16 protein-coding genes, 1 rRNA gene and 1 pseudogene are annotated in these 20,986 nt (G+C 73.5%); 13 read left to right on the top strand and 5 right to left on the bottom strand.

What is annotated here, in order from left to right; genetic code table 11:
- The 3 genes and pseudogenes from rrf to ACWFQ8_RS16225 all read left to right on the top strand — a co-directional run.
- Positions 1 to 91: ribosomal RNA gene (gene rrf, locus ACWFQ8_RS16215) — 5S ribosomal RNA — on the top strand; the annotation flags it as partial.
- A 141-nt stretch (positions 92 to 232) separates the two neighbouring features.
- Positions 233 to 1,189: pseudogene (locus tag ACWFQ8_RS16220) on the top strand (hypothetical protein); the annotation flags it as partial.
- Positions 1,190 to 1,306: 117 nt separating this feature from the next.
- Positions 1,307 to 2,287 carry a tetratricopeptide repeat protein gene (locus tag ACWFQ8_RS16225; protein WP_453786989.1) on the top strand — a complete coding sequence of 327 codons (981 nt, stop codon included), beginning with the start codon at positions 1,307 to 1,309 and terminating at the stop codon, positions 2,285 to 2,287.
- 87 nt (positions 2,288 to 2,374) lie between these two features.
- Here ACWFQ8_RS16225 and ACWFQ8_RS16230 read toward each other — a convergent pair whose 3' ends face one another.
- Complete coding sequence (locus ACWFQ8_RS16230) at positions 2,375 to 3,649, bottom strand: DUF1015 family protein (RefSeq protein ID WP_453786871.1); 1,275 nt, start codon at positions 3,647 to 3,649, stop codon at positions 2,375 to 2,377.
- A gap of 87 nt (positions 3,650 to 3,736) precedes the next feature.
- On the opposite strand from ACWFQ8_RS16230, the gene ACWFQ8_RS16235 reads away from it, so the two are divergent.
- Genes ACWFQ8_RS16235 through ACWFQ8_RS16250 form a run of 4 tightly spaced genes read left to right on the top strand, consistent with a single transcriptional unit; the run spans position 3,737 to position 7,845 of the window.
- Positions 3,737 to 4,804 (top strand): HAD-IIA family hydrolase, encoded by a 1,068-nt coding sequence (locus tag ACWFQ8_RS16235; RefSeq protein WP_453786872.1) that lies wholly within the window; start codon positions 3,737 to 3,739, stop codon positions 4,802 to 4,804.
- Between the two features lie 49 nt (positions 4,805 to 4,853).
- Positions 4,854 to 5,912: a FecCD family ABC transporter permease gene (locus ACWFQ8_RS16240; protein WP_453786873.1), complete on the top strand. Its 1,059-nt coding sequence runs from the start codon at positions 4,854 to 4,856 to the stop codon at positions 5,910 to 5,912.
- Complete coding sequence (locus ACWFQ8_RS16245) at positions 5,909 to 6,970, top strand: FecCD family ABC transporter permease (RefSeq protein ID WP_453786874.1); 1,062 nt, start codon at positions 5,909 to 5,911, stop codon at positions 6,968 to 6,970. Before ACWFQ8_RS16240 ends, ACWFQ8_RS16245 begins: the two co-directional genes overlap by 4 nt.
- Before the next feature lie 47 nt (positions 6,971 to 7,017).
- Positions 7,018 to 7,845 (top strand): ABC transporter ATP-binding protein, encoded by an 828-nt coding sequence (locus tag ACWFQ8_RS16250; RefSeq protein ID WP_453786875.1) that lies wholly within the window; start codon positions 7,018 to 7,020, stop codon positions 7,843 to 7,845.
- On the opposite strand, the gene ACWFQ8_RS16255 is transcribed toward ACWFQ8_RS16250, so the two are convergent.
- Positions 7,829 to 8,176 (bottom strand): SCP2 sterol-binding domain-containing protein, encoded by a 348-nt coding sequence (locus ACWFQ8_RS16255; RefSeq protein ID WP_453786990.1) that lies wholly within the window; start codon positions 8,174 to 8,176, stop codon positions 7,829 to 7,831. The genes ACWFQ8_RS16250 and ACWFQ8_RS16255 overlap by 17 nt on opposite strands.
- Positions 8,177 to 8,240: 64 nt before the next feature.
- Here ACWFQ8_RS16255 and ACWFQ8_RS16260 point away from each other — a divergent pair, with 64 nt between their 5' ends.
- The 5 genes from ACWFQ8_RS16260 to ACWFQ8_RS16280 all read left to right on the top strand — a co-directional run bounded on the left by ACWFQ8_RS16260 (position 8,241) and on the right by ACWFQ8_RS16280 (position 13,584).
- Positions 8,241 to 8,558 carry a hypothetical protein gene (locus ACWFQ8_RS16260; protein WP_453786876.1) on the top strand — a complete coding sequence of 106 codons (318 nt, stop codon included), beginning with the start codon at positions 8,241 to 8,243 and terminating at the stop codon, positions 8,556 to 8,558.
- 7 nt (positions 8,559 to 8,565) lie between these two features.
- A complete protein-coding gene (locus ACWFQ8_RS16265) occupies positions 8,566 to 9,381 on the top strand; it encodes a TlyA family RNA methyltransferase (protein WP_453786877.1) in 816 nt (271 codons plus the stop codon).
- Between the two features lie 56 nt (positions 9,382 to 9,437).
- Entirely contained in the window at positions 9,438 to 10,367 is a 930-nt protein-coding gene (locus tag ACWFQ8_RS16270; RefSeq protein ID WP_453786878.1) for an NAD kinase, read from the top strand.
- Positions 10,368 to 10,485: 118 nt separating this feature from the next.
- Positions 10,486 to 12,210: a DNA repair protein RecN gene (gene recN / locus ACWFQ8_RS16275; protein ID WP_453786991.1), complete on the top strand. Its 1,725-nt coding sequence runs from the start codon at positions 10,486 to 10,488 to the stop codon at positions 12,208 to 12,210.
- A gap of 246 nt (positions 12,211 to 12,456) precedes the next feature.
- The gene (locus ACWFQ8_RS16280) at positions 12,457 to 13,584 is read left to right on the top strand and encodes a glycosyltransferase family 4 protein (RefSeq protein WP_453786879.1); all 1,128 of its coding nucleotides are present in this window, start codon (positions 12,457 to 12,459) and stop codon (positions 13,582 to 13,584) included.
- Positions 13,585 to 13,702: 118 nt separating this feature from the next.
- Here the strand turns inward: ACWFQ8_RS16280 and ACWFQ8_RS16285 are convergent, their stop codons facing one another.
- The 3 genes from ACWFQ8_RS16285 to ACWFQ8_RS16295 all read right to left on the bottom strand — a co-directional run bounded on the left by ACWFQ8_RS16285 (position 13,703) and on the right by ACWFQ8_RS16295 (position 18,819).
- Entirely contained in the window at positions 13,703 to 15,328 is a 1,626-nt protein-coding gene (locus ACWFQ8_RS16285) for a PucR family transcriptional regulator (RefSeq protein ID WP_453786880.1), read from the bottom strand.
- A 153-nt stretch (positions 15,329 to 15,481) separates the two neighbouring features.
- Positions 15,482 to 16,864 (bottom strand): FAD-binding oxidoreductase, encoded by a 1,383-nt coding sequence (locus ACWFQ8_RS16290; RefSeq protein WP_453786881.1) that lies wholly within the window; start codon positions 16,862 to 16,864, stop codon positions 15,482 to 15,484.
- 143 nt (positions 16,865 to 17,007) lie between these two features.
- The gene (locus ACWFQ8_RS16295; RefSeq protein WP_453786992.1) at positions 17,008 to 18,819 is read right to left on the bottom strand and encodes a glycoside hydrolase family 15 protein; all 1,812 of its coding nucleotides are present in this window, start codon (positions 18,817 to 18,819) and stop codon (positions 17,008 to 17,010) included.
- Between the two features lie 455 nt (positions 18,820 to 19,274).
- Between ACWFQ8_RS16295 and ACWFQ8_RS16300 the strand changes: the two genes are divergently transcribed.
- Positions 19,275 to 20,927: a CTP synthase gene (locus ACWFQ8_RS16300; protein WP_453786882.1), complete on the top strand. Its 1,653-nt coding sequence runs from the start codon at positions 19,275 to 19,277 to the stop codon at positions 20,925 to 20,927.
- Positions 20,928 to 20,986: the final 59 nt, after the last annotated feature.

A 20,986-nucleotide genomic window follows, 5' to 3' on the forward strand; every position in this document is an offset into this window, starting at 1 on the left:
GCCCGGTTACATTCCGAACCCGGAAGCTAAGCCTTTCAGCGCCGATGGTACTGCAGGGGGGACCCTGTGGGAGAGTAGGACGCCGCCGAACAATCTTTCAAGGACCCTTGGTCCAGCGTTCAACGCTGGACCAAGGGTCCTTTTTTGTTTTTCACCTCTTTACGCCGAAGCGCGGCCATGGGTTGGTTGCGCGAGAATGACTAGCGGTACCCCGAAGACAGGAGTCACACCCATGTCCAACTCTCCCGACGATCGTCCGGAGCGCGAGCCTCGGCGCAACGACGGCGGTGACAGGGGCGGCTACCGCGGGGGCCGTGACGACCGTGGCGGCGACCGTCCCCCGTTCCGTCGTGACGACCGTGGTGGTCGCCCGGCCGGTGCCGGCGGTGGCGGCGGCTTCCGTCGTGACGACCGCGGCGGCCGGCCCGCCGCCGGTGGCGGTGGCGGTGGCGACCGTCCGAGCTTCCCGCGTCGTGACGACCGGGGCGGTGACCGTCCCTCGTACCCGCGTCGTGATGACGACCGTGGTGGCCGTCCTTCCAGCGGTGGTGGCGGCGGTTTCCGTCGTGACGACCGTGGTGGCGACCGCCCGTCCTTCCCGCGTCGCGATGACGACCGTGGTGGGTTCCGTGGCGGTCGCGACGACCGTGGCGGTGACCGTCCCTCGTACCCGCGTCGTGATGACGACCGCGGTGGCCGTCCCTCCAGCGGTGGTGGCGGCGGTTTCCGTCGTGACGAGCGCGGCGGCGACCGCCCCTCGTACCCGCGTCGTGACGACGACCGGGGTGGACGTCCGTCCTACCCGCGTCGTGACGACCGTGGTGGCGACCGTCCGAGCTTCCCGCGTCGTGACGACCGTGGTGGCGACCGTCCGAGCTCCCCGCGTCGCGATGACGACCGTGGTGGGTTCCGTGGCGGCCGTGACGACCGTGGTGGCGACCGTCCCTCGTACCCGCGTCGTGATGACGACCGTGGTGGCCGTCCTTCCAGCGGTGGTGGCGGCGGCGGATTCCGTCGTGACGAGCGCGGCGGCGACCGCCCCTCGTACCCGCGTCGCGATGACGACCGGGGTGGACGTCCGTCCTACCCGCGCCGTGACGACGACCGCGGTGGGTTCCGTGGCGCCCGCGACGACCGTGGTGGCGACCGTCCGAGCTTCCCGCGTCGCGACGACCGTGGTGGCGACCGTCCGAGCTTCCCGCGTCGCGACGACCGCGGCGGCGACCGCGACTTCCGCGCCGACCGGGACCCGGTCAAGCGGCTCCCGATCGACGACGACGTCACCGGCCTGGAGATCGACGCCGACGTGCGTCAGGAGCTGCTGAGCCTGCCCAAGGGGCTGGCCGAGGAGGTCTCCCGCAACCTGGTCATGGTCGCCCGTCTGATCGATGACGAGCCCGAGCAGGCGTACGCGTACTCGCGCATCGCCCTGCGTCTGGCTTCCCGCGTCGCCGCCGTGCGCGAGGCCGCCGGCTTCGCCGCGTACGCCACGCAGAAGTACAGCGAGGCCCTCGCGGAGTTCCGTGCCGCCAAGCGCATGACCGGCTCGGTCGAGCTGTGGCCCGTGATGGCCGACTGCGAGCGCGGCCTCGGCCGTCCGGAGCGGGCGCTGGCCATGGCCGGCGAGCCCGAGGTGCAGAAGCTGGACAAGGCCGGCCAGGTCGAGATGCGTCTGGTCGCGGCCGGTGCCCGGCGGGACCAGGGTCAGCTCGACGCCGCCATCGTCACCCTGCAGAGCCCGGAGCTGGCCTCCAGCTCCGTCCAGCCCTGGACCGCGCGCCTGCGGTACGCCTACGCCGACGCCCTGCTGGCGGCCGGTCGTGAGGACGAGGCGCGCGAGTGGTTCGGCAAGACCCTCGAAGCGGACAAGGACGGGGCCACCGACGCCTCCGACCGCCTCGCCGAGCTCGACGGTGTCGAGTTCGTCGACGCCGCCGGCGACATCGTCGACGACGAGGACGACGAGGACGACGAGCAGGACGCGGCCGAGGTCGCCGCGGCCGAGCGCGCCGGCGACGTCGCCGAGTACTACGACGAGGACGACGACGAGTACGAGCCGCTGGAGCGCTCCGCGTCCGATGTCGAGGACGATGCCGATGTCGAAGACGACCGGGACGACGACGCCGAGGACGACGTCGACGTCGAGGACGACGTCGACGTCGAGGACGACGTCGACGTCGAGGACGACGTCGACGCCGAGGACGACTTCGACGTCGCCGACGAGGTCGTCGTTGACGAGGACCTCGTTGACGAGGACGAGCGGGACGCGGGCCGCGACAAGGCCTGAAATCGGTGAAGCAGCCGGTCGCGTGACATGAGGAAGGGCGGTACCCCGACCGGGGTACCGCCCTTCCTCATGTCCGGGGGACGGCGGTCAGTCCAGGCCGCGCAGGACCAGGCCGGTGGCAGGCTTCGGTCCGAAGGAGGTGGACTTCCGGGGCATCGTCACGCCCTGGCGGGCCAGGTCCCGGACGACTTCCTCCCGTACGGGATGCAGGAGGACCGCCGTGCCGCCGTGGCGCTCCGCCATGGCGACGGTGGCCGCCGCGTCGTGGATGTAGCTGATCTGCTCGGGGGCGTCCGGGATCCGCCACAGGGCGTCCAGCAGCGTCGCGTGCAGCACGGTGGCGTCGAGCCGCCGCCAGGCCTCGGGGCGGTCGCGGCGGACCGTGCGGTCCAGGAGGGCCGGGTCGGGGTCGGTGACCAGGTGGAAGGAGCCGTCGCCGGCCAGCAGGAAGGCGTTGCCGCGTTCCGCCGCGTCCGCGAGGACCTCGACGGCCAGCGGGAGCGGGCCGTCGACCGGACGGATCCGGAAGTGACCGTCGAGCCCGGCGAGGGCGTCCGCGACCGGGAGCCGGCGCAGCATCCGGTGGATGGCGCGGACCTGGAGCGGGTAGCGGGCGGTGTCCACGAGGAGGACCAGGCCGAAGTCCCATGCGCTGGGGGAGCCGTGCTCCTCCTGGAGGCGCAGGTACGTGGCCCAGCGGTGGTGGCCGTCGGCGATGAGGGCCTGGCGGTGGCTGAGGTCCGCGGTCACGGCGGCGAGCTCGGCGGGGTCCGTGATGGCCCAGAGCCGGTGCTGGAAGCCGTCCTCGGTGGTGGTCGACAGCAGGGGGGTCCGGCGGGCCGTCCGCTCGACGACCGCGGTCGCTCCCGTGCCGGGGTCGTCGCCGCGGTAGGTGAGGAGCAGCGGTTCCAGATTGGCGGAGGCGGCCCGCATCAGGCCGGCCCGGTCGGTGACCACGTCCGGCATGACGTCCTCGTGCGGCAGGACGATCCCCGCGTCCGCCGTCGACAAGGCGAGGGCGCCGATCACACCGCGCTGGAGCAGGCCGGCCCGGCGCTGCTCGTAGACGTACAGGGCGGGCTCGGCGTCGGCGCTGAGCACGCCCTCGGCGAGCCAGTGGCGCAGAGTGCGCGCGGCCTGTTCGTTGCGCTCCGTCGGTGTGCCGGCCTGCGGGAGGATCAGGCGCACGATGTTGTGCGGATCGGCGGATTCGAGGTGGTCGACTCCGTCGGGGCGCACGACCACGTCGTACGGCGGCGAGGTGACGGCGGCCAGGCTGCCGACGCGCTCCGGGACGTAGCGCAGGCCTTGGAACGGGATGAGGCGCAGCCCGTGGTCCGCGGTGCCAGCAGGTGTGGTCATTGGTGCATGGTAAGACCCGTCTCGCCATGCGGGATGATCGGGGGAGTACGGAATCGGACAGGATCGATCGTATGAGGAGCGGCCAGGATGACCCGGCAGAGCAGGACCAGTCCCGCGGCGAGTGAGCGGAATCTGCACCAGGCGTACGACACGGCTCTGCTCGACCTGGACGGAGTGGTGTACGCCGGCGGGGAGGCCATCGCGCACGCGGTGGAGTCCCTCGCGTCGGCCCGGGCGGACGGGATGCACCTGGCGTACGTGACGAACAACGCGCTGCGGACGCCCGACGCCGTCGCGGAGCACCTGAGCGAGCTGGGCATCCCCACCGAGGCGGGCGAGGTGATCACCTCGGCGCAGGCGGTGGCCCGGCTGATCGCGGACCAGGTGGAGCCCGGGGCGAAGGTGCTGGTGATCGGCGGCGAGGGGCTGCGGGTCGCGTTGCGCGAGCGCGGACTGGTGCCCGTGGAGTCGGCGGAGGAGGAGGGGCTCGCGGCGGTGGTCCAGGGGTACGGGGGCCCGGACCTGGCGTGGGGGCGGTTCGCGGAGGCCTCGTACGCGATCAACCGGGGGGTGCCGTGGTTCGCTTCGAACACGGACCTGACGATCCCGGGGGCGCGCGGTATCGCGCCGGGCAACGGGGCCGCGGTGGAGGTCGTACGGATCGCGACGGGAGCGGACCCGCAGGTGGCGGGCAAGCCGCTGCCCCCGATGCACCGGGAGACGGTGCTGCGGACGGGTGCGAAGCGGCCGCTGGTGGTCGGGGACCGGTTGGACACGGACATCGAGGGCGCCTTCAACGGGGACGTGGACTCGCTGCTGGTACTGACCGGCGTGACGGACGCGGCGCAGCTGCTGCGGGCCGAGCCGCGGCACCGGCCGACCTATGTGGACCGGGACCTGCGCGGGCTGCTGACGGGGCATCCGCAGGTGCGGGAGGACAACGGCGCCTGGCGGTGCGGCGGCTGGTCCGCGGTCGCGCTGGGGCAGACGCTGGACGTGTCCCGGACCGTCACCGTGCCGTCGGGCGAGCCGGTGGTGGCGGACGCCGACCCCCTCGACGGGCTGCGGGCGCTGTGCGCGGCGGCCTGGTCGGCGGCCGGGGACGGCGCGTGCACCCAGGACGCGGAGAAGGCGCTGGCCACGCTGGGGTTTTGAGCCGTCCGGGTGACCCGCCCACGGCGCAGGCTAGGCTAACCTAACCAGCGTGTTGGTCGACAGTCCTCCTCAATCCGAACCGAGCGCGGCGCCCGAGCGGGCCGCCGCAGCCCGCCCGCGCCATGCCGTGCGCGCCGCCGGTCTGCTCGCCGCCCTCGTCCTGCTGGCACTGGTCGCGGTCGTGAGCATCGCCGTGGGCGCCAAGCAGATGCCTGTCAGCGAGGTCTGGCACGGCCTGTTCTCCTACGCGGGCACTCCCTCCGACGTGGTGGTGCGGGACCTGCGGGTCCCGCGCACCCTGCTCGGACTGATGGTCGGCCTCGGGCTCGGCCTGTCCGGCGCGGTGATGCAGGCGCTGACCCGCAACCCGCTGGCCGAGCCGGGCATCCTCGGCGTGAACGCGGGCGCCGCGGCGGCCGTGGTCTCCGCGATCAGCTTCTTCGGGGCCAGTTCCCTGAACGAGTTCGTCTGGTGGGCCTTCCTGGGCGCCGCAGCGGTCTCGGTCCTCGTCTACGTGCTCGGCGGCAGCCGCAGTGCCACTCCGGTGCGCCTCGCCCTCGCGGGTACGGCGGCCAGCGCGGCGCTCGTCGGCTACATCAACGCCGTACAGCTGATGGACAGCAAGGCGCTGGACAAGCTGCGCTTCTGGACGGTCGGCTCGCTGGCCTCGGCGAACATGGACACGGTCCGGCAGGTCGCCCCCTTCCTGCTGGTGGGCGCGGTCCTCGCGCTGTCGCTGGGGCGGCCGCTCAACGCGATGTCCCTGGGCGACGACACCGCGCGGGCGCTGGGCGCCCATCTGACGCGGACCCGGATCGGCGCCGTCGTCGCCATCACCCTGCTGTGCGGCGCCGCCACCGCCGCGTGCGGGCCCATCGTCTTCATCGGGCTGATGATCCCGCACCTGGTGCGCGCGTTCACCGGGCCGGACATGCGCTGGGTGCTCGCGTACTCGGCCGTCCTGTCGCCCGTGCTGCTCCTCGGCGCCGACGTCGTCGGCCGCGTCGTGACCCGGCCCGCCGAACTCCAGGTCGGCATCGTCACGGCGCTCATCGGCGGCCCCGTCTTCATCTACCTCGTCCGGCGCAAGAGGATGGCCCAGCTGTGACCGTCAACCTTCGCGGCGCCCGGTCCGGGCCCCGCCCGCCGCACCTGGCCGGCGGGATCTCGCTGCGCGTCGAGCGGCGCGCCCTGGTCGTCGGCGTGCTGCTCGCCGTGGCGGCCCTGGTGGCGGCCGTCCTGCTGATCGGCACCGGAGACTTCCCGATCGGGCCGTGGGACGTCGTGCAGACCCTGCTGGGCAACGGCACCCCGGCCAACGACTTCATCGTCAACGACCTGCGGCTGCCGAGGGTCCTGGTCGCCCTGCTCGTCGGAGCGGCCCTCGGGATGGCGGGAGCCGTCTTCCAGTCCGTCTCCCGCAACCCGCTGGGCTCCCCGGACTTGCTCGGCTTCGGCTACGGCTCGGCGGTCGGCGCGCTCGTCGTCATCATCCTGTTCAAGGGCGGCGCGACCGAGGTGGCCGTCGGCGCGCTGCTCGGCGGGCTGTTGGCCGGTGTCGCCGTGTACCTGCTGGCGTACAAGCGGGGCATCCAGGGCTACCGGTTGGTGCTGGTCGGCATCGGCGCCTCGGCCGTCCTCATCGCCGTGATCCAGTACCTGATCACGAAGGCCCAGATGACCGAGGCCACCCGCGCGATGGTCTGGCTGACCGGGTCGCTGGCCGGCCGGGACTGGGCGCAGGTGTGGCCGCTGCTGGTGGCCTGCGCGGTGCTCTTCCCGCTGGTCCTGGGACACGGCCGGGCCCTGCGGATGATGGAGATGGGCGACGACGCGGCCTACGCGCTCGGCGTCCCGGTGGAGCGCACCCGGCTGCTGCTGATGCTGGCGGCGATCCTGCTCACCACCGCGGCGAGCGCGGCTGCCGGACCGATCAGCTTCGTCGCGCTGGCCGCACCCCAGCTGGCCCGCCGGCTGACCCGCTCGCCCGGCGGGAACCTGCTGACCGGGGCGCTGATGGGCGCCGTGCTGCTGCTGGTGTCCGACTGGGCCTCGCAGCACGCCTTCGGCGCCGACCAGCTGCCGGTGGGCGTGGTGACCGGACTCGTCGGCGGTGTCTACCTGCTGTGGCTGCTGGTCACCGAGCGCAAGGCGGGACGTATATGACGGCGACGCATCAGGCTGCGCCCGTACCAGAACTGAGGAGTGCCCAAGTGCAGCGGCTGACCGCGCAGAACGTGACCCTCGGCTACGACCAGCGGGTCATCGCCGAGGACCTGACGGTGGAGATACCCGACCACTCCTTCACGGTGATCGTCGGCCCCAACGCCTGCGGCAAGTCCACGCTGCTGCGTGCCCTGTCGCGGATGCTGAAGCCCTCCGCCGGGCGGGTGCTGCTGGACGGGCAGGCCATCGGGTCGCTGCCGGCGAAGCAGGTCGCCAGGACCCTGGGCCTGCTGCCGCAGTCCTCGATCGCCCCGGACGGCATCACGGTGGCCGACCTGGTCGCGCGCGGGCGGTACCCGCACCAGGGACTGCTGCGGCAGTGGTCGCCGCAGGACGAGCGGATCGTGAACGAGTCGATGGCCTCGACCGGGGTCGCCGAACTCGCCGACCGGGCCGTGGACGAACTGTCGGGCGGGCAGCGGCAGCGCGTGTGGATCGCGATGGCCCTGGCGCAGCAGACCCCGCTGCTGCTGCTCGACGAGCCGACGACCTACCTGGACATCCAGCACCAGATCGACGTCCTGGACCTGTGCGCGGAACTGCACGAGAACCAGGGGCGGACGCTCGTCGCGGTGCTCCACGACCTCAACCACGCGGCCCGCTACGCCACGCACTTGATCGCGATGCGGGGCGGGAAGGTCGTCGCCGAGGGGCCGCCGGCCGAGGTGGTGACCGCGGAGCTGGTGGAGCAGGTGTTCGGGCTCCGCTGCCAGGTCATCGACGACCCGGAGACGGGGACGCCGCTGGTGATCCCGGCGGCGCGCAAGGCCCGTACGAAGACCTCGACGCCGGAGCGGGCTAGAGCAGCCTCTTGAGCCGCAGCAGGTCGCGGAAGCCGGCCTCCAGCCCGACCCGGCCGGAAGCCCAGGCCTTGGCGAACCGGAGCTCGCCCGCGACCAGGGCGACCAGGTCGTCGCCGGTCATCGCGAGCCGGATGTCCGCTTTGTGGGCGGGCGGCCCCGGGGCCACCGCGTCCACCCGGATCCGGCCGCCGTCGAGGCGGCCGGTGAAGGTCCGGTCCAGGTCCGTGATGTGGCAGCTCAGGGAGCGGTCGAGCGCGGCGGCACCGTGCACGTCGCCGCCGGCCCGGGCCAGGTTGCCGGAGAGTCGGTCGAGTGCTGCGCGGCACTCCTCGATCGTAGCCATCGTGATCACGACCGTACCGCAGAGCCGTGCGTGGTCGACGGGTGCTACGGGGTAGCGTCGGGGCATGACCGACGAAGCTGCCGCGACCGGGGCCGGACCCCGCGCCGGGTCCGAGGACCCGGCCGGCGCCGGCGACCCGGGCGGCGACCCGGGCGCCCCCGCCGCCCCGGCGGCGCCCGCCGCCCCCGCGCCGCTCGGTGTCGTACGTACCCCCTCCGGCCACGCCGGGGTGGACGCGCACCTGGCGCGGCTGGCCGACGCCGACCACCTCACGGCGGACGGACACGTCGCGGTGTACGAGGATGTGCACAGGGGGTTGCGGGAGGCGCTGACCGCGCTCGACGCACCGCCCGTCCCCGGTCCGTACGAAAACAGGAGCTGAACCGAACGTGGCAGGAGTGGCACGCCGCCGCCTGGACGCCGAACTGGTACGCCGCAGCATGGCCCGCTCGCGCGAGCACGCCGCGCAGTTGATCGCCGCGGGCCGGGTGACCGTGGGTGGCAGCACCGCGACCAAGGCCGCCACCCAGGTCGAGACCAGCGCCGCCCTCGTCGTCCTCAAGGACGACAGCGACCCCGACTACGTCTCGCGCGGCGGGCACAAGCTCGCGGGCGCGCTGGCCGCCTTCCGGCCGCAGGGGCTGCGCGTCGAGGGCCGGCTGGCACTGGACGCCGGCGCCTCCACCGGCGGTTTCACCGACGTGCTGCTGCGCGCGGGCGTGGCCCGTGTCGTGGCCGTCGACGTCGGCTACGGGCAGCTCGCCTGGTCGTTGCAGAGCGACGACCGGGTCACCGTCAAGGACCGTACGAACGTGCGCGAGCTGACGGTCGAGCAGATCGACGGCGTGCCGGCCGACCTGGTCGTCGGCGACCTGTCCTTCATCTCGATCGGCCTGGTGCTGCCGGCGCTGGTGCGCTGCACGGCGCCGGACGCGGACCTGGTGCTGATGGTCAAGCCGCAGTTCGAGGTGGGCAAGGACCGGCTGGGCAGCGGTGGCGTGGTGCGCAGCCCGGAGTTGCGGGCGGAGGCGGTGCGCGAGGTGGCGGCGCAGGCGGCGAAGCTCGGTCTGGGCGTGCTCGGTGTGACGGCGAGTCCGCTGCCGGGGCCCTCGGGCAACGTCGAGTACTTTCTGTGGCTGCGGGCGGGGGCACCGGCACTCGACCCGGCGGATGTCGACCGTGCAGTGGCGGAGGGGCCCCAGTGACCGATTCATCAGCTTCGTCTTCAATTCCGTCCGCGTATCCCACCGCACCGGTACCGGTGCCCGCACCCGCGTCCGCGCCTTCGGCGGCGGGAGCGGGGCGCACCGTCTTCCTGCTCGCGCACACCGGGCGGCCGGCGGCCATCCGCAGTGCCGAGCTGGTCGTACAGGGCCTGCTGCGCTGCGGGCTGGGCGTACGGGTCCTGCAGGACGAGGCGGTGGACCTGCCGCTGCCGCCCGAGGTGGAGCTGGTGGCCGAGTGCACCCCGGCGGTGCTGGAGGGCTGCGAGCTGCTGATCGTGCTGGGCGGGGACGGGACCCTGCTGCGCGGCGCGGAGTTCGCCCGCGGTTCGGGGGTGCCGATGCTCGGCGTCAACCTGGGGCGGGTGGGCTTCCTCGCCGAGGCCGAGCGGGACGACCTGGACAAGGTCGTCGACCGGGTGGTGACGCGCGAGTACGAGGTCGAGGAGCGGATGACCCTCGACGTGATCGTGCGCACGAACGGCGACGTGGTCCACCAGGACTGGGCGCTGAACGAGGCCGCGGTCCAGAAGGTGTCCCCGGAGCGGATGCTGGAGGTGGTCCTGGAGATCGACGGCCGCCCGGTGTCCGGGTTCGGATGCGACGGGATCGTCTGCGCGACCCCGACGGGCTCGACGGCGTACGCCTTCTCCGCGGGCGGGCCGGTGGTCTGGCCCGAGGTGGAGGCCCTGCTGATGGTGCCCATCAGCGCGCACGCGCTGTTCGCGAAGCCGCTGGTGACCTCGCCGACCTCGGTGCTGGCGGTGGAGGTGCAGACCGGCACGCCGCACGGGGTGCTGTGGTGCGACGGCCGGCGGATGCTGGAGCTGCCGGCCGGTGCCCGGGTGGAGGTGCGGCGGGGAGCGGTCCCCGTCCGGCTCGCCCGCCTGCACCACGCGTCCTTCACGGACCGGCTGGTCGCCAAGTTCGCGCTGCCGGTGTCGGGATGGCGCGGGGCGCCGCACTAGCGGTGTCCCGGGATGCCCGCCCGGCCCCCTTAATAGCACGTGCGTTCGGAGAACTCTGGGCGGGTGACGTCACATGGCACCTCGGAAACCTCGGTATGGTCGTCCCGTGCTTGAGGAGATGCGGATACGGTCGCTCGGTGTCATCGACGACGCGGTGGTCGAGCTGTCGCCCGGTTTCACCGCGGTGACCGGCGAGACCGGCGCGGGCAAGACCATGGTCGTCACCAGCCTCGGCCTGCTGCTCGGCGGCCGCGCCGACGCGGCCCTGGTACGGGTCGGGGCCAAGGCCGCGGTCGTCGAGGGCCGCATCGTCCTGCGCCCGGACGCGCCCGCCGCCCTACGGGCCGAGGAGGCCGGGGCCGAACTGGACGACGGCGCCCTGCTGATCAGCCGGACCGTGTCCGCCGAGGGGCGCTCCCGCGCCCACGTCGGAGGCCGCTCCGTGCCCGTCGGCCTGCTGGGCGAACTCGCGGACGACCTGGTCGCCGTGCACGGGCAGACCGACCAGCAGGGGCTGCTGCGCCCCGCCCGGCAGCGGCAGGCCCTCGACCGCTACGCCGGGGACGCCGTCGCGGTCCCGCTGGAGAAGTACGCGTCCGCCTACCGGCGGCTGCGGGCGGTCACCGTCGAGCTGGACACCATCACCACCCGGGCCCGGGAACGGGCCCAGGAGGCCGACCTGCTGCGCTTCGGCCTGGACGAGATCGCCGCCGTGGAGCCCGTGGCCGGCGAGGACACCGAGCTCGCGGCGGAGGCGGAACGGCTCGGCCACGCCGAATCGCTGGCCTCGGCCGCGCAGGTCGCGCACGCCGCGCTCGCCGGCAACCCCGAGGACCCCGAGGGCATCGACGCCAACACGCTCGTCGCCGGCGCCCACCGCGCCCTGGAGTCCGTACGGTCCCACGACCCGGCGCTCGGCGCGCTCGCCGAGCGGATCGGCGAGCTGGGAATCCTGCTGGCCGACGTGGCCGGGGAGCTGGCGGGCTACGCCGACGACCTGGACGCCGATCCGCTGCGGCTCGCCGCGGTGGAGGAGCGGCGGGCGGCCCTGACGCAGCTGACGCGCAAGTACGGCTCCGAGGGCACCGTGGACGCCGTGCTGGAGTGGGCCGAGCAGGGTTCCGCGCGGCTGCTGGAGCTGGACGGCGACGACGAGCGGATCACCGAGCTGACCGCCGAGCGGGACGGGCTGCGGTCCGAGCTGTCCCTGCTGGCGCAAGCCCTGACGGACGCCCGGACGGAGGCCGCGACCCGCTTCGCGTCGGCGGTCACGCAGGAGCTGGCGTCGCTGGCCATGCCGCACGCCCGGGTGACGATCGACATCCGGCAGACCGAGGACCCCGACGGGGTGGACGTGGACGGCCGTCCCGTCGCCTACGGCCCCTCGGGCACCGACGAGGTCGAGCTGCTGCTGGCCCCGCACCCCGGAGCCCAGCCGCGGCCGATCGCCAAGGGCGCCTCGGGCGGTGAGCTGTCGCGCGTGATGCTGGCCGTCGAGGTCGTCTTCGCGGGCTCCGACCCCGTACCCACGTACCTCTTCGACGAGGTCGACGCGGGCGTCGGCGGCAAGGCGGCGGTCGAGGTGGGCCGGCGGCTCGCGAAGCTGGCCAGAACGGCGCAGGTCGTGGTCGTCACGCACCTGCCGCAGGTGGCGGCCTTCGCGGACCGGCAGCTGCTGGTCGAGAAGACCAACGACGGGTCCGTGACGCGTTCCGGTGTCACCGTCCTGGAGGGCGAGGCCCGGATCCGCGAACTGTCTCGCATGCTGGCGGGCCACGAGGACTCGGTCTCGGCCCGGGCGCACGCCGAGGAGCTGCTCGCGGCGGCGCGCGCCGACGCGTGAGGCGCCGCGTGAGGCGCCCCGGGGCGGCCGTCGCCGTCGCCCCGGGACACCCCTTTAGCCCATGCGTGAGGCGCCCCGGGGCGGCCGTCGCCGTCGCCCCGGGACACCCCTTTAGCCCATGTGGGTGAGGCTGAGGGGCGTCCGGCGGTATCTCGTACGAGATCCGCACCCGTATGGTGCCGGAACGCACGTGCGGACTGGCATCCTGGGCGACGTCCTGACCCCCTCACCCTGGAGCTTCGGCCCGTGAGCAGCTCCCCGGTCTCCCCGTCCGTCCCGGCCCAGCCCTACGGGGGCCCGCCGCTACGCACCGTCCACGTACTCGGTGGCGGTGCGGGCGCGGACAGCATCGCGCACGTGCGGTCGCTGGCCACCGGGCTCGCCGCCCGCGGGATCCGGGTGACGGTCTGCGCGCCCGTGCAAGCGGAAGGGGCGTACGACTTCACCGGCGCCGGCGCGCGGTTCACCCCCGACGCGGCGAGCGCGCTGCGCGCCGAGTGCGCGGGCGCCGACGTGGTGCACGCGCACGGCGTACGGGCCGGGATGCGGGCCGCACTGGCCCTGAGCGGGCGCCGGGTGCCGCTGGTGGTGAGCTGGCACGGTGACGGACCGACGGCGGCCGGGGCGCTCGGGCGGCTGAGCCGGCTGCTGGAACGCAGGGTGGCCCGGGCGGCGGCGGTCGTGCTGGGCGCCTCCTCGGACCAGGTCGACCTCGCGCGGCTCCGGGGCGCCCGGGACGCGCGGCTGGCACCGGTGGCCGTACCGGTGGCGGGCCCGGACGAGCCGGCGGACCCGGACAAGACGCGGGCGGAACTGGGCGCGGTGGAAAGGCCGTTGCTCATCGCGGTGGGCAGCCTGGTGCCGCACCGGGGGTACTCCGTCCTGCTCGACGCGGCGCGGGAGTGGCGGACGCTGGACCCCGTGCCGCTGCTGGTGGTCGCGGGGGAGGGGCCGCTGCGCGCCGAGCTGGCCCGGCGGATCGAGGTCGAGGCGCTGCCCGTACGGCTGCTGGGGCGCCGCCGGGACGCGGCGCAGCTGCTGGCGGCGGCGGACCTGGCGGTGCTGCCGAGCCGGTGGGAGGAACGGGCCCTGCTGGCGCAGGAGGCCCTGCGGATGGGGGTCCCGCTGGTGGCCACGGCGGTGGGCGGGGTGCCGGAGCTGGTGGGTGAGGGCGCGGTGCTGGTCCCGTACGGCGACGCGGGGGCGCTGGCCGCGGCCGTCACCGGGCTGCTGGGGGACCCCGCCCGGCGGCTGGCTCTCGCCGAGGCGGGCCGGGCCCGTGCGGCGACGTGGCCGTCGGAGGACGACACGGTGGCCCAGGTGCTGTCCGTCTACGACGAGCTGATGGAGCGCGCCGCGCCCCGCCGCCGCTAGCGGTGCCCGCGTCCCGATCCCCGGGGGCGCCGGATGGCCGGGGCGGGCCGGCGGGCTGGATGGGCCGCCGTGAGGGGGCCGGGGTGGGGGCCCGGGGAACGGTGGAAGGGCGGGCGCGTCAGGTCGGGGTGTACGTGTGGCGGCGGGCGCGGAGCGCCAGGCTGAGGGAGAGGACCGTCTCGGGGTCGTCGAGGTCCGTGCCCAGGAGTTCCGAGATGCGCGCCAGCCGGTTGTACAGCGTCTGCCGGTTGAGGTGGAGCTCCCGCGCCGTCTCCGCCTTGCGGCCCGCGTGGGCCAGGTAGGTCTCCAGGGTGGGCAGCAGCGGCGGCCGCGAGGTCACGTCGTGCGCGCGCAGCGGACCGATCGCGCGGTCCACGAAGGCCGCCAGGTCCGGGTGTTCGCGCAGGCGCCACAGCAGCAGGTCGATGTCCAGGCGCCGCGCGTCGTACCAGGGCCGGGCCGGCAGGCCGTGGGCCGCGGTGGCGGTCTCCGCCGCGTGCCGGAGCCCGGCCGAGGCGGCGGCCCAGCCGCCCGCGACGCCGACGACCACGGCCGGCGGTGCGGCGGCCCGGTCCAGCCCCGCCCGCTCCACGCCGGCCCGCAGCGCGGCCGCGACCCGGTCCGCCACCGCCGTACGCTCCGACTCCGCGCGCAGGGACACCAGGAGCGGCACCCGCCCTTCTACGGGGCGGACGCCCAGCAGCACGGGCACCCCGACGGACGCCAGTTCCTCCAGCACCGCCCGGGCCAGGACGGCCCAGTTCCCGGACGGCCCGAGGTCCGCGGCGAGTCGCATGACCACCGGCAGCAGCGGTCCCGCGCCGGGCTTGAAGCCCAGGACGCGGGCCTGCGCCGGGGCGTCCTCGGCGCAGATGCGCCCCTCGGCGAGGTCCGTCAGGAAGTCGCCCCGGCCGCGCGCGGCCAACTCGTCCTCCTGCCGGGCCTGCATCAGCACCACCGCGAGCACCCCCGCCGTGCGTTCCGCAGCCATCCGGTGCACGGTGAGCAGCGGGGCCGAGACCCCGACCAGCACCACGCGGGCCCGGACCGAGCCGGTGCCGTGGCCCCCGCCCGGTACGTCGACCACCACCGTGTTCGCCGACGGTTCGGCCTCGCGCTGGCCCCGCAGGCCCTCCCAGACCTGGAGCGGGTCCGCGCCCGCGTCGCCCGCCGAGCTGTTGGCCGCGTACAGCAGCTGCCCGTCGGGGGTCTCCAGGAAGACCGGGTTCGCCGTGAAGTCGGCCAGGATGCGCAGCACCTGCGGGATGCCGCCCCCGCCCAACAGGGCCTGCGTACAGCGCCGGTGGACCTCCTCGGCGCGCTGGAGCAGGGCGTAGTGGCCGTTGACGATCTCGGTGTGGACCTCCTCCGTGACGGCGACGAAGGGGACCTCCCGGTGGAGCTGCACCAGCGGCAGGCCCGCCGTGCGGGCGGTCTCCACGAGGGTCGCGGGCAGCCGCGTGAAGCGGGGGCCGAGCTCGACCACGAGCGCGGCGATCCCCCGGTCCGCGAGGCGGCGTACGAAGGCCCGCTGCTCGGCGGGCCGGGTGCCCAGGCCGAGTCCCGTGGTCAGCAGCAGTTCGCCGCCCTTGAGCAGCGAGGCGATGTTCGGCACCTCACCCGCGTGCACCCAGCGGACGGTGCGGCCCAGCCGGTCGGCGCAAGCCACCACCTCCGGCAGCCCGCTGCGCAGCCCCGGCAGTTCCAGTGCCCGCTGAACCGTGATTCCGCCCTGGTCGTCCATAGGGCGGGACGCTACCGGCAGGCCCGTCGCGCGCACATCACCCGGTGGCCGGGACGTCCGATGTGTCCTGGTCCCGGGCGGCAACTCCGCGTCGCGGCGGGCGGATTGCCGGAGCGTACGCCGAGTGTGGTGTGCGTCACGCGGACCGCGCCGTCACAGGGGCAGGATGTTGTGGTTGTAGCGGAAGACGTTGTCCGGGTCGTAGCGCCGTTTGAGCTCGCCGAGGCGCCGCATGTTCTCGTCGCCGAGGCCCGCGACCACCCGGTCCGTGCCCTCGTCCCCGGTGAAGTTGAGGTAGACCGCGCCGGTGGCCCACGGCTGGACGTCGGCGCGGACGTCCTTGACCCACTGGCGGCAGCGTTCGTCGTCGGCCTCGTCCTCCCAGATCGCGAACGGGTGCACCGCCCAGGCGGCGTCGCGGTACGGCACCGGGTAGTCGCCCGGGGCAGAGGCGATCGCACCGCCCTGCGGCCAGGCCAGGTGCTGGGTGCCGGTCGGCACCGGCATCGAGTCGGCGCGGGCGCAGAAGACGTCCACGAACGCGTCGGGGCACCCGGTGAGGTACTCGGCGGACCAGTAGTTCCGCTGGCCCGGCGGGTCGTCGATCATGCACTGGAGGTCGGCGTAGGGGATGGCCGTGACGATCTCGGACTCGTGCGGGATCGCCAGCAGCGGCGCGGCCAGCCGGCGCATCTCCTCCTCCGGGCCCGCGTACGTCAGCAGTACGCCGCACAGCAGGCGGCCGACCAGGTGCGGCGGGACGAACTCCTCGGGCGGCCCCGTCAGGTACAGCGCGGCCCCGCTCGCCTCGGGCGGCCCGGCCTCGATGACGTCCCGGTACGTACGGACCACCTCGGGCCCGCGCTCGGGCAGGTACAGCACGAACGCGATCGACATGGCGGGCAGCTCGTGCAGCCGCAGCGTCAGGGAGGTGGCGACGCCGAAGTTCCCGCCGCCCCCGTGCAGGCCCCAGAACAGCTCGGGGTGGTCCCGCGCCGAGGCGTGCACCAGCTCGCCCTCGGCGGTGACCAGCTCCACGCCCAGCAGGTTGTCCACGGCCAGCCCGAACTTCCGGTCCAGCCAGCCGGAACCGCCGCCCAGGACGAAGCCGCCGACTCCGGTGGTGGAGGCCCGGCCGCCGGTGGTGGCCAGCCCGTACGGCTGGCAGGCCCGGTCCAGGTGGCTCATCGTGGCCCCGCCCCCGACGTGCGCCGCCCCGGCCGCCGGGTGGACCGTCACCTCGTGCATCCGGCGCAGGTCCACGACCAGGCCGCCGTCGTTCAGGGACATCCCCGCCACACTGTGCCCGCCGCCGCGCACCGCGATCTTCAGGTCCAAGTCCCGGGCGAACCGCACCGCGGTCACCACGTCCTCCGTGCCCGCGCACTGGGCGATCACCGCGGGCCGGCGGTCGATCATCGCGTTGAAGACCGACCTCGCCCCGTCGTACCCCGGATCGTCCGGGGTGAACACGTCACCCGCCAGGTCCTCGCGGAGCGCCGTGAGGGCCGCGCCCGCCTTCGAGAAGGGATCCATGGCTGCCGCCTTCCGCCGGGGAGGGCCTAGGACCCTTCCAGCGTAGGCGGGAGCGATCAGCGGGGCGCGGCGGATCGTCCCGGGCCCGGGCGCGCCGCGGCCGGAGCGCCCCGCCCATGAGCGGCCCCGCCCAGGCCCCCGGCCTAGCCTCCGTACGCCCCGCTCGCCGTCAGCCGCAGCGCCGTGTCGATCAGTGGAACGTGGCTGAAGGCCTGCGGGAAGTTGCCCACCTGCCGCTGGAGCCGCGGGTCCCACTCCTCGGCCAGCAGGCCGAGGTCGTTGCGGAGCGCCAGGAGCCGCTCGAAGAGCCGCCGCGCCTCGTCCACCCGCCCGATCATGGCCAGGTCGTCCGCCATCCAGAACGAGCACGCCAGGAAGGCCCCCTCGTCGCCCTCCAGGCCGTCCACGCCGGCCTCGTCGCCCGCCGTCGGGTAGCGCAGGATGAAACCGTCGGGCGTGGACAGCTCGCGCTGGATCGCCTCGATGGTCCCGATGACGCGCTTGTCGTCCGGCGGCAGGAAGCCCATCTGCGGGATCAGCAGCAGGGAGGCGTCCAGCTCCGTCGACCCGTACGACTGGGTGAAGGTGTTGCGCTCCTTGTCGTAGCCCTTCTCGCAGACGTCCTGGTGGATCTCGTCGCGCAGCTCCCGCCAGCGCTCCAGCGGACCGTCCGCGTCCCCGCTCTCGATCAGTTTGATCGTGCGGTCCACGGCGACCCAGGCCATCACCTTCGAGTGGACGAAGTGGCGGCGCGGGCCGCGCACCTCCCAGATGCCCTCGTCCGGCTGGTCCCAGTGGGTCTCCAGGTAGCGGATCAGCTTGAGCTGGAGCAGCGAGGCGTAGTCGCTGCGGGCCAGGCCGGTCATGTGGCCCAGGTGCAAGGCCTCGGTGACCTCGCCGTACACGTCCAGCTGGAGCTGGCCCGCCGCGCCGTTGCCGACCCGGACCGGGCGCGAGTTCTCGTAGCCCGGAAGCCAGTCCAACTCGGTCTCGCCGAGCTCCCGCTCGCCCGCGATCCCGTACATGATCTGGAGGTTCTCCGGGTCGCCGGCCACCGCGCGCAGCAGCCACTCGCGCCAGGCGCGGGCCTCCTCGCGGTAGCCGGTGCGCAGCAGCGAGGAAAGGGTGATGGCGGCGTCCCGCAGCCAGGTGTAGCGGTAGTCCCAGTTGCGGACCCCGCCGATCTCCTCCGGGAGCGAGGTGGTCGGCGCGGCGACGATCCCGCCCGTGGGGCCGTAGGTGAGGGCCTTGAGGGTGATCAGGGAGCGGACCACGGCCTCGCGGTAGGGCCCGTGGTACGTGCACTGCTCGACCCAGTCGCGCCAGAACTCGGTGGTGGAGTCCAGGGCCGCCTCGGGGTCGGGGGCCTCCGGAGCGCCCTTGTGGGAGGGCTGCCAGCTGATGCTGAAGGCCATCCGGTCACCCGGGCCGACGGTGAAGTCGGAGTACGTGGTGAGGTCCTTGCCGTAGGTCTGCGCGTCGGTGTCCAGCCAGACCGAGTCGGGCCCGGCGACGGCGACCGTGCGGCCGTCGACCTTGTGCACCCAGGGCACGACCCGCCCGTAGCTGAACCGCATGCGCAGCGCGGAACGCATCGGGACGCGCCCGCTGACGCCCTCCACGATGCGGATCAGCTGCGGCGCGTGGTCCTCGCGGGGCGGCATGAAGTCGATCACGCGGACGGTGCCGCGCGGGGTCTCCCATTCGGACTCCAGCACCAGCGAGTCGCCGCGGTAGCGGCGGCGGGTGGCGCGCGGGGCCTCGGAGCCGGCCGGGAAGGCCGGCCCGATCCGCCAGAACCCGTGATCCTCGGTGCCGAGAATGCTCGCGAAGACGGCGTGGGAATCGAAACGGGGCAGACACAGCCAGTCCACCGCCCCGTCGCGGCAGACCAGTGCGGCGGTCTGCATGTCCCCGATCAGTGCGTAATCCTCGATGCGCCCGGACACGTGCATCTCCAGTCGAACGGCCTCGTCCGCCCCTGAGGGCGCTTGCATTGCGCGGATGCGCGGTCTCCCGTGGGTGGGGATCTCCGCGTTGAGCCCATGATTCCGCATATCGGCTCGGTGAGGCCGTCCGGCGGACTGCTCGGCGGCGATGTGTGCAATATCCGAGCAGGATATGACGGCACCCTAGTGATCCCGGTGAGCCTGTGAAGAATGAGACTAGGCCAAACGGGTGAGCTGGCGGTACGTCCCCGCGGACACCGCGCGGGAGGCCCGCGCGGCGCGTGGCCGGAGGCGGACCGGCTCGGGCGCTGATAGGCTGGTACCCCGTGGACCGGTGGTCTGCCTGTGCGAACCAGGAGCCCCGAAACCGCAGCTTCGGCGCCCCCTGAGACCCTTCCGGATCGACGGTGACCGGCGCCGGACGCACCTCACCTCGCGACCACGGGAGCCCCCTCTTGGCGATGCCGCCCAAATCCATGACGACCAAGCACATCTTCGTCACCGGGGGTGTCGCTTCCTCCCTCGGCAAGGGCCTGACGGCCTCCAGCCTGGGTGCGCTGCTGAAGGCACGCGGACTTCGGGTCACGATGCAGAAGCTCGACCCGTACCTGAACGTCGACCCCGGCACCATGAACCCGTTCCAGCACGGCGAGGTGTTCGTCACCAACGACGGCGCCGAGACCGACCTGGACATCGGGCACTACGAGCGCTTCCTCGACGTCGACCTCGACGGCTCGGCCAACGTCACCACCGGCCAGGTCTACTCGACGGTCATCGCCAAGGAGCGGCGCGGCGAGTACCTCGGCGACACCGTGCAGGTCATCCCGCACATCACCAACGAGATCAAGCACCGCATCCGGCGGATGGCGACCGAGGACGTAGACGTCGTCATCACCGAGGTCGGCGGCACCGTCGGCGACATCGAGTCGCTGCCGTTCCTGGAGACCGTCCGCCAGGTCCGCCACGAGGTCGGCCGCGACAACGTCTTCGTCGTGCACATCTCGCTGCTTCCGTACATCGGTCCCTCCGGTGAGCTCAAGACCAAGCCGACCCAGCACTCGGTCGCGGCCCTGCGCAACATCGGCATCCAGCCCGACGCGATCGTGCTGCGCGCCGACCGCGACGTGCCCACGTCCATCAAGCGCAAGATCTCGCTGATGTGCGACGTCGACGAGGCGGCCGTGGTCGCGGCGATCGACGCCAAGTCGATCTACGACATCCCGAAGGTGCTGCACACCGAGGGTCTCGACGCCTACGTCGTGCGCAAGCTCGACCTGCCGTTCCGCGACGTGGACTGGAGGGTGTGGGAGGACCTGCTCGACCGGGTCCACAACCCCGACCACGAGGTCAAGGTCGCCCTCGTCGGCAAGTACATCGACCTGCCCGACGCCTACCTGTCGGTGACCGAGGCGCTGCGCGCCGGCGGTTTCGCCAACAAGGCCCGGGTCCAGATCAAGTGGGTCACCTCCGACGAGTGCAAGACCCCGGCGGGCGCGGCGGCGCAGCTGGCCGACGTCGACGCGGTCTGCGTGCCCGGCGGCTTCGGCGACCGCGGCGTCAACGGCAAGGTCGGCGCGATCACCTACGCCCGCGAGAACAAGATCCCGCTGCTCGGCCTCTGCCTGGGCCTGCAGTGCGTGGTCATCGAGGCCGCGCGGAACCTGGCGGGCATCGAGGACGCGAACTCCACCGAGTTCGACGCCTCGACCCCGAACCCGGTCATCTCGACCATGGAGGAGCAGCTGGCCTTCGTCGAGGGCGCGGGCGATCTGGGCGGCACCATGCGCCTGGGCATGTACCCGGCGAAGCTCGCCGAAGGGTCCATCGTGCGCGAGGTCTACGGCGACCAGGCGTACGTGGACGAGCGCCACCGGCACCGCTACGAGGTCAACAACGCCTACCGCGGCGAGCTGGAGAAGCAGGCGGGCCTCGTGTTCTCCGGCACCTCCCCGGACAACAAGCTCGTCGAGTACGTCGAGTACCCGCGCGAGGTGCACCCCTACCTGGTGGCCACCCAGGCCCACCCGGAGCTGCGCTCGCGCCCGACGCGCCCGCACCCGCTCTTCGCGGGCCTGGTCAAGGCGGCCGTCGAGCGGCAGCAGTCCGCGAAGTGAGCGCCTGAGCGCATAACGTAGGCAGCCGGGGCACGCATCGTGCCCCGGCTGTCGCGTTT

It is taken from the genome of Streptomyces sp. NPDC055254, from assembly GCF_053606025.1.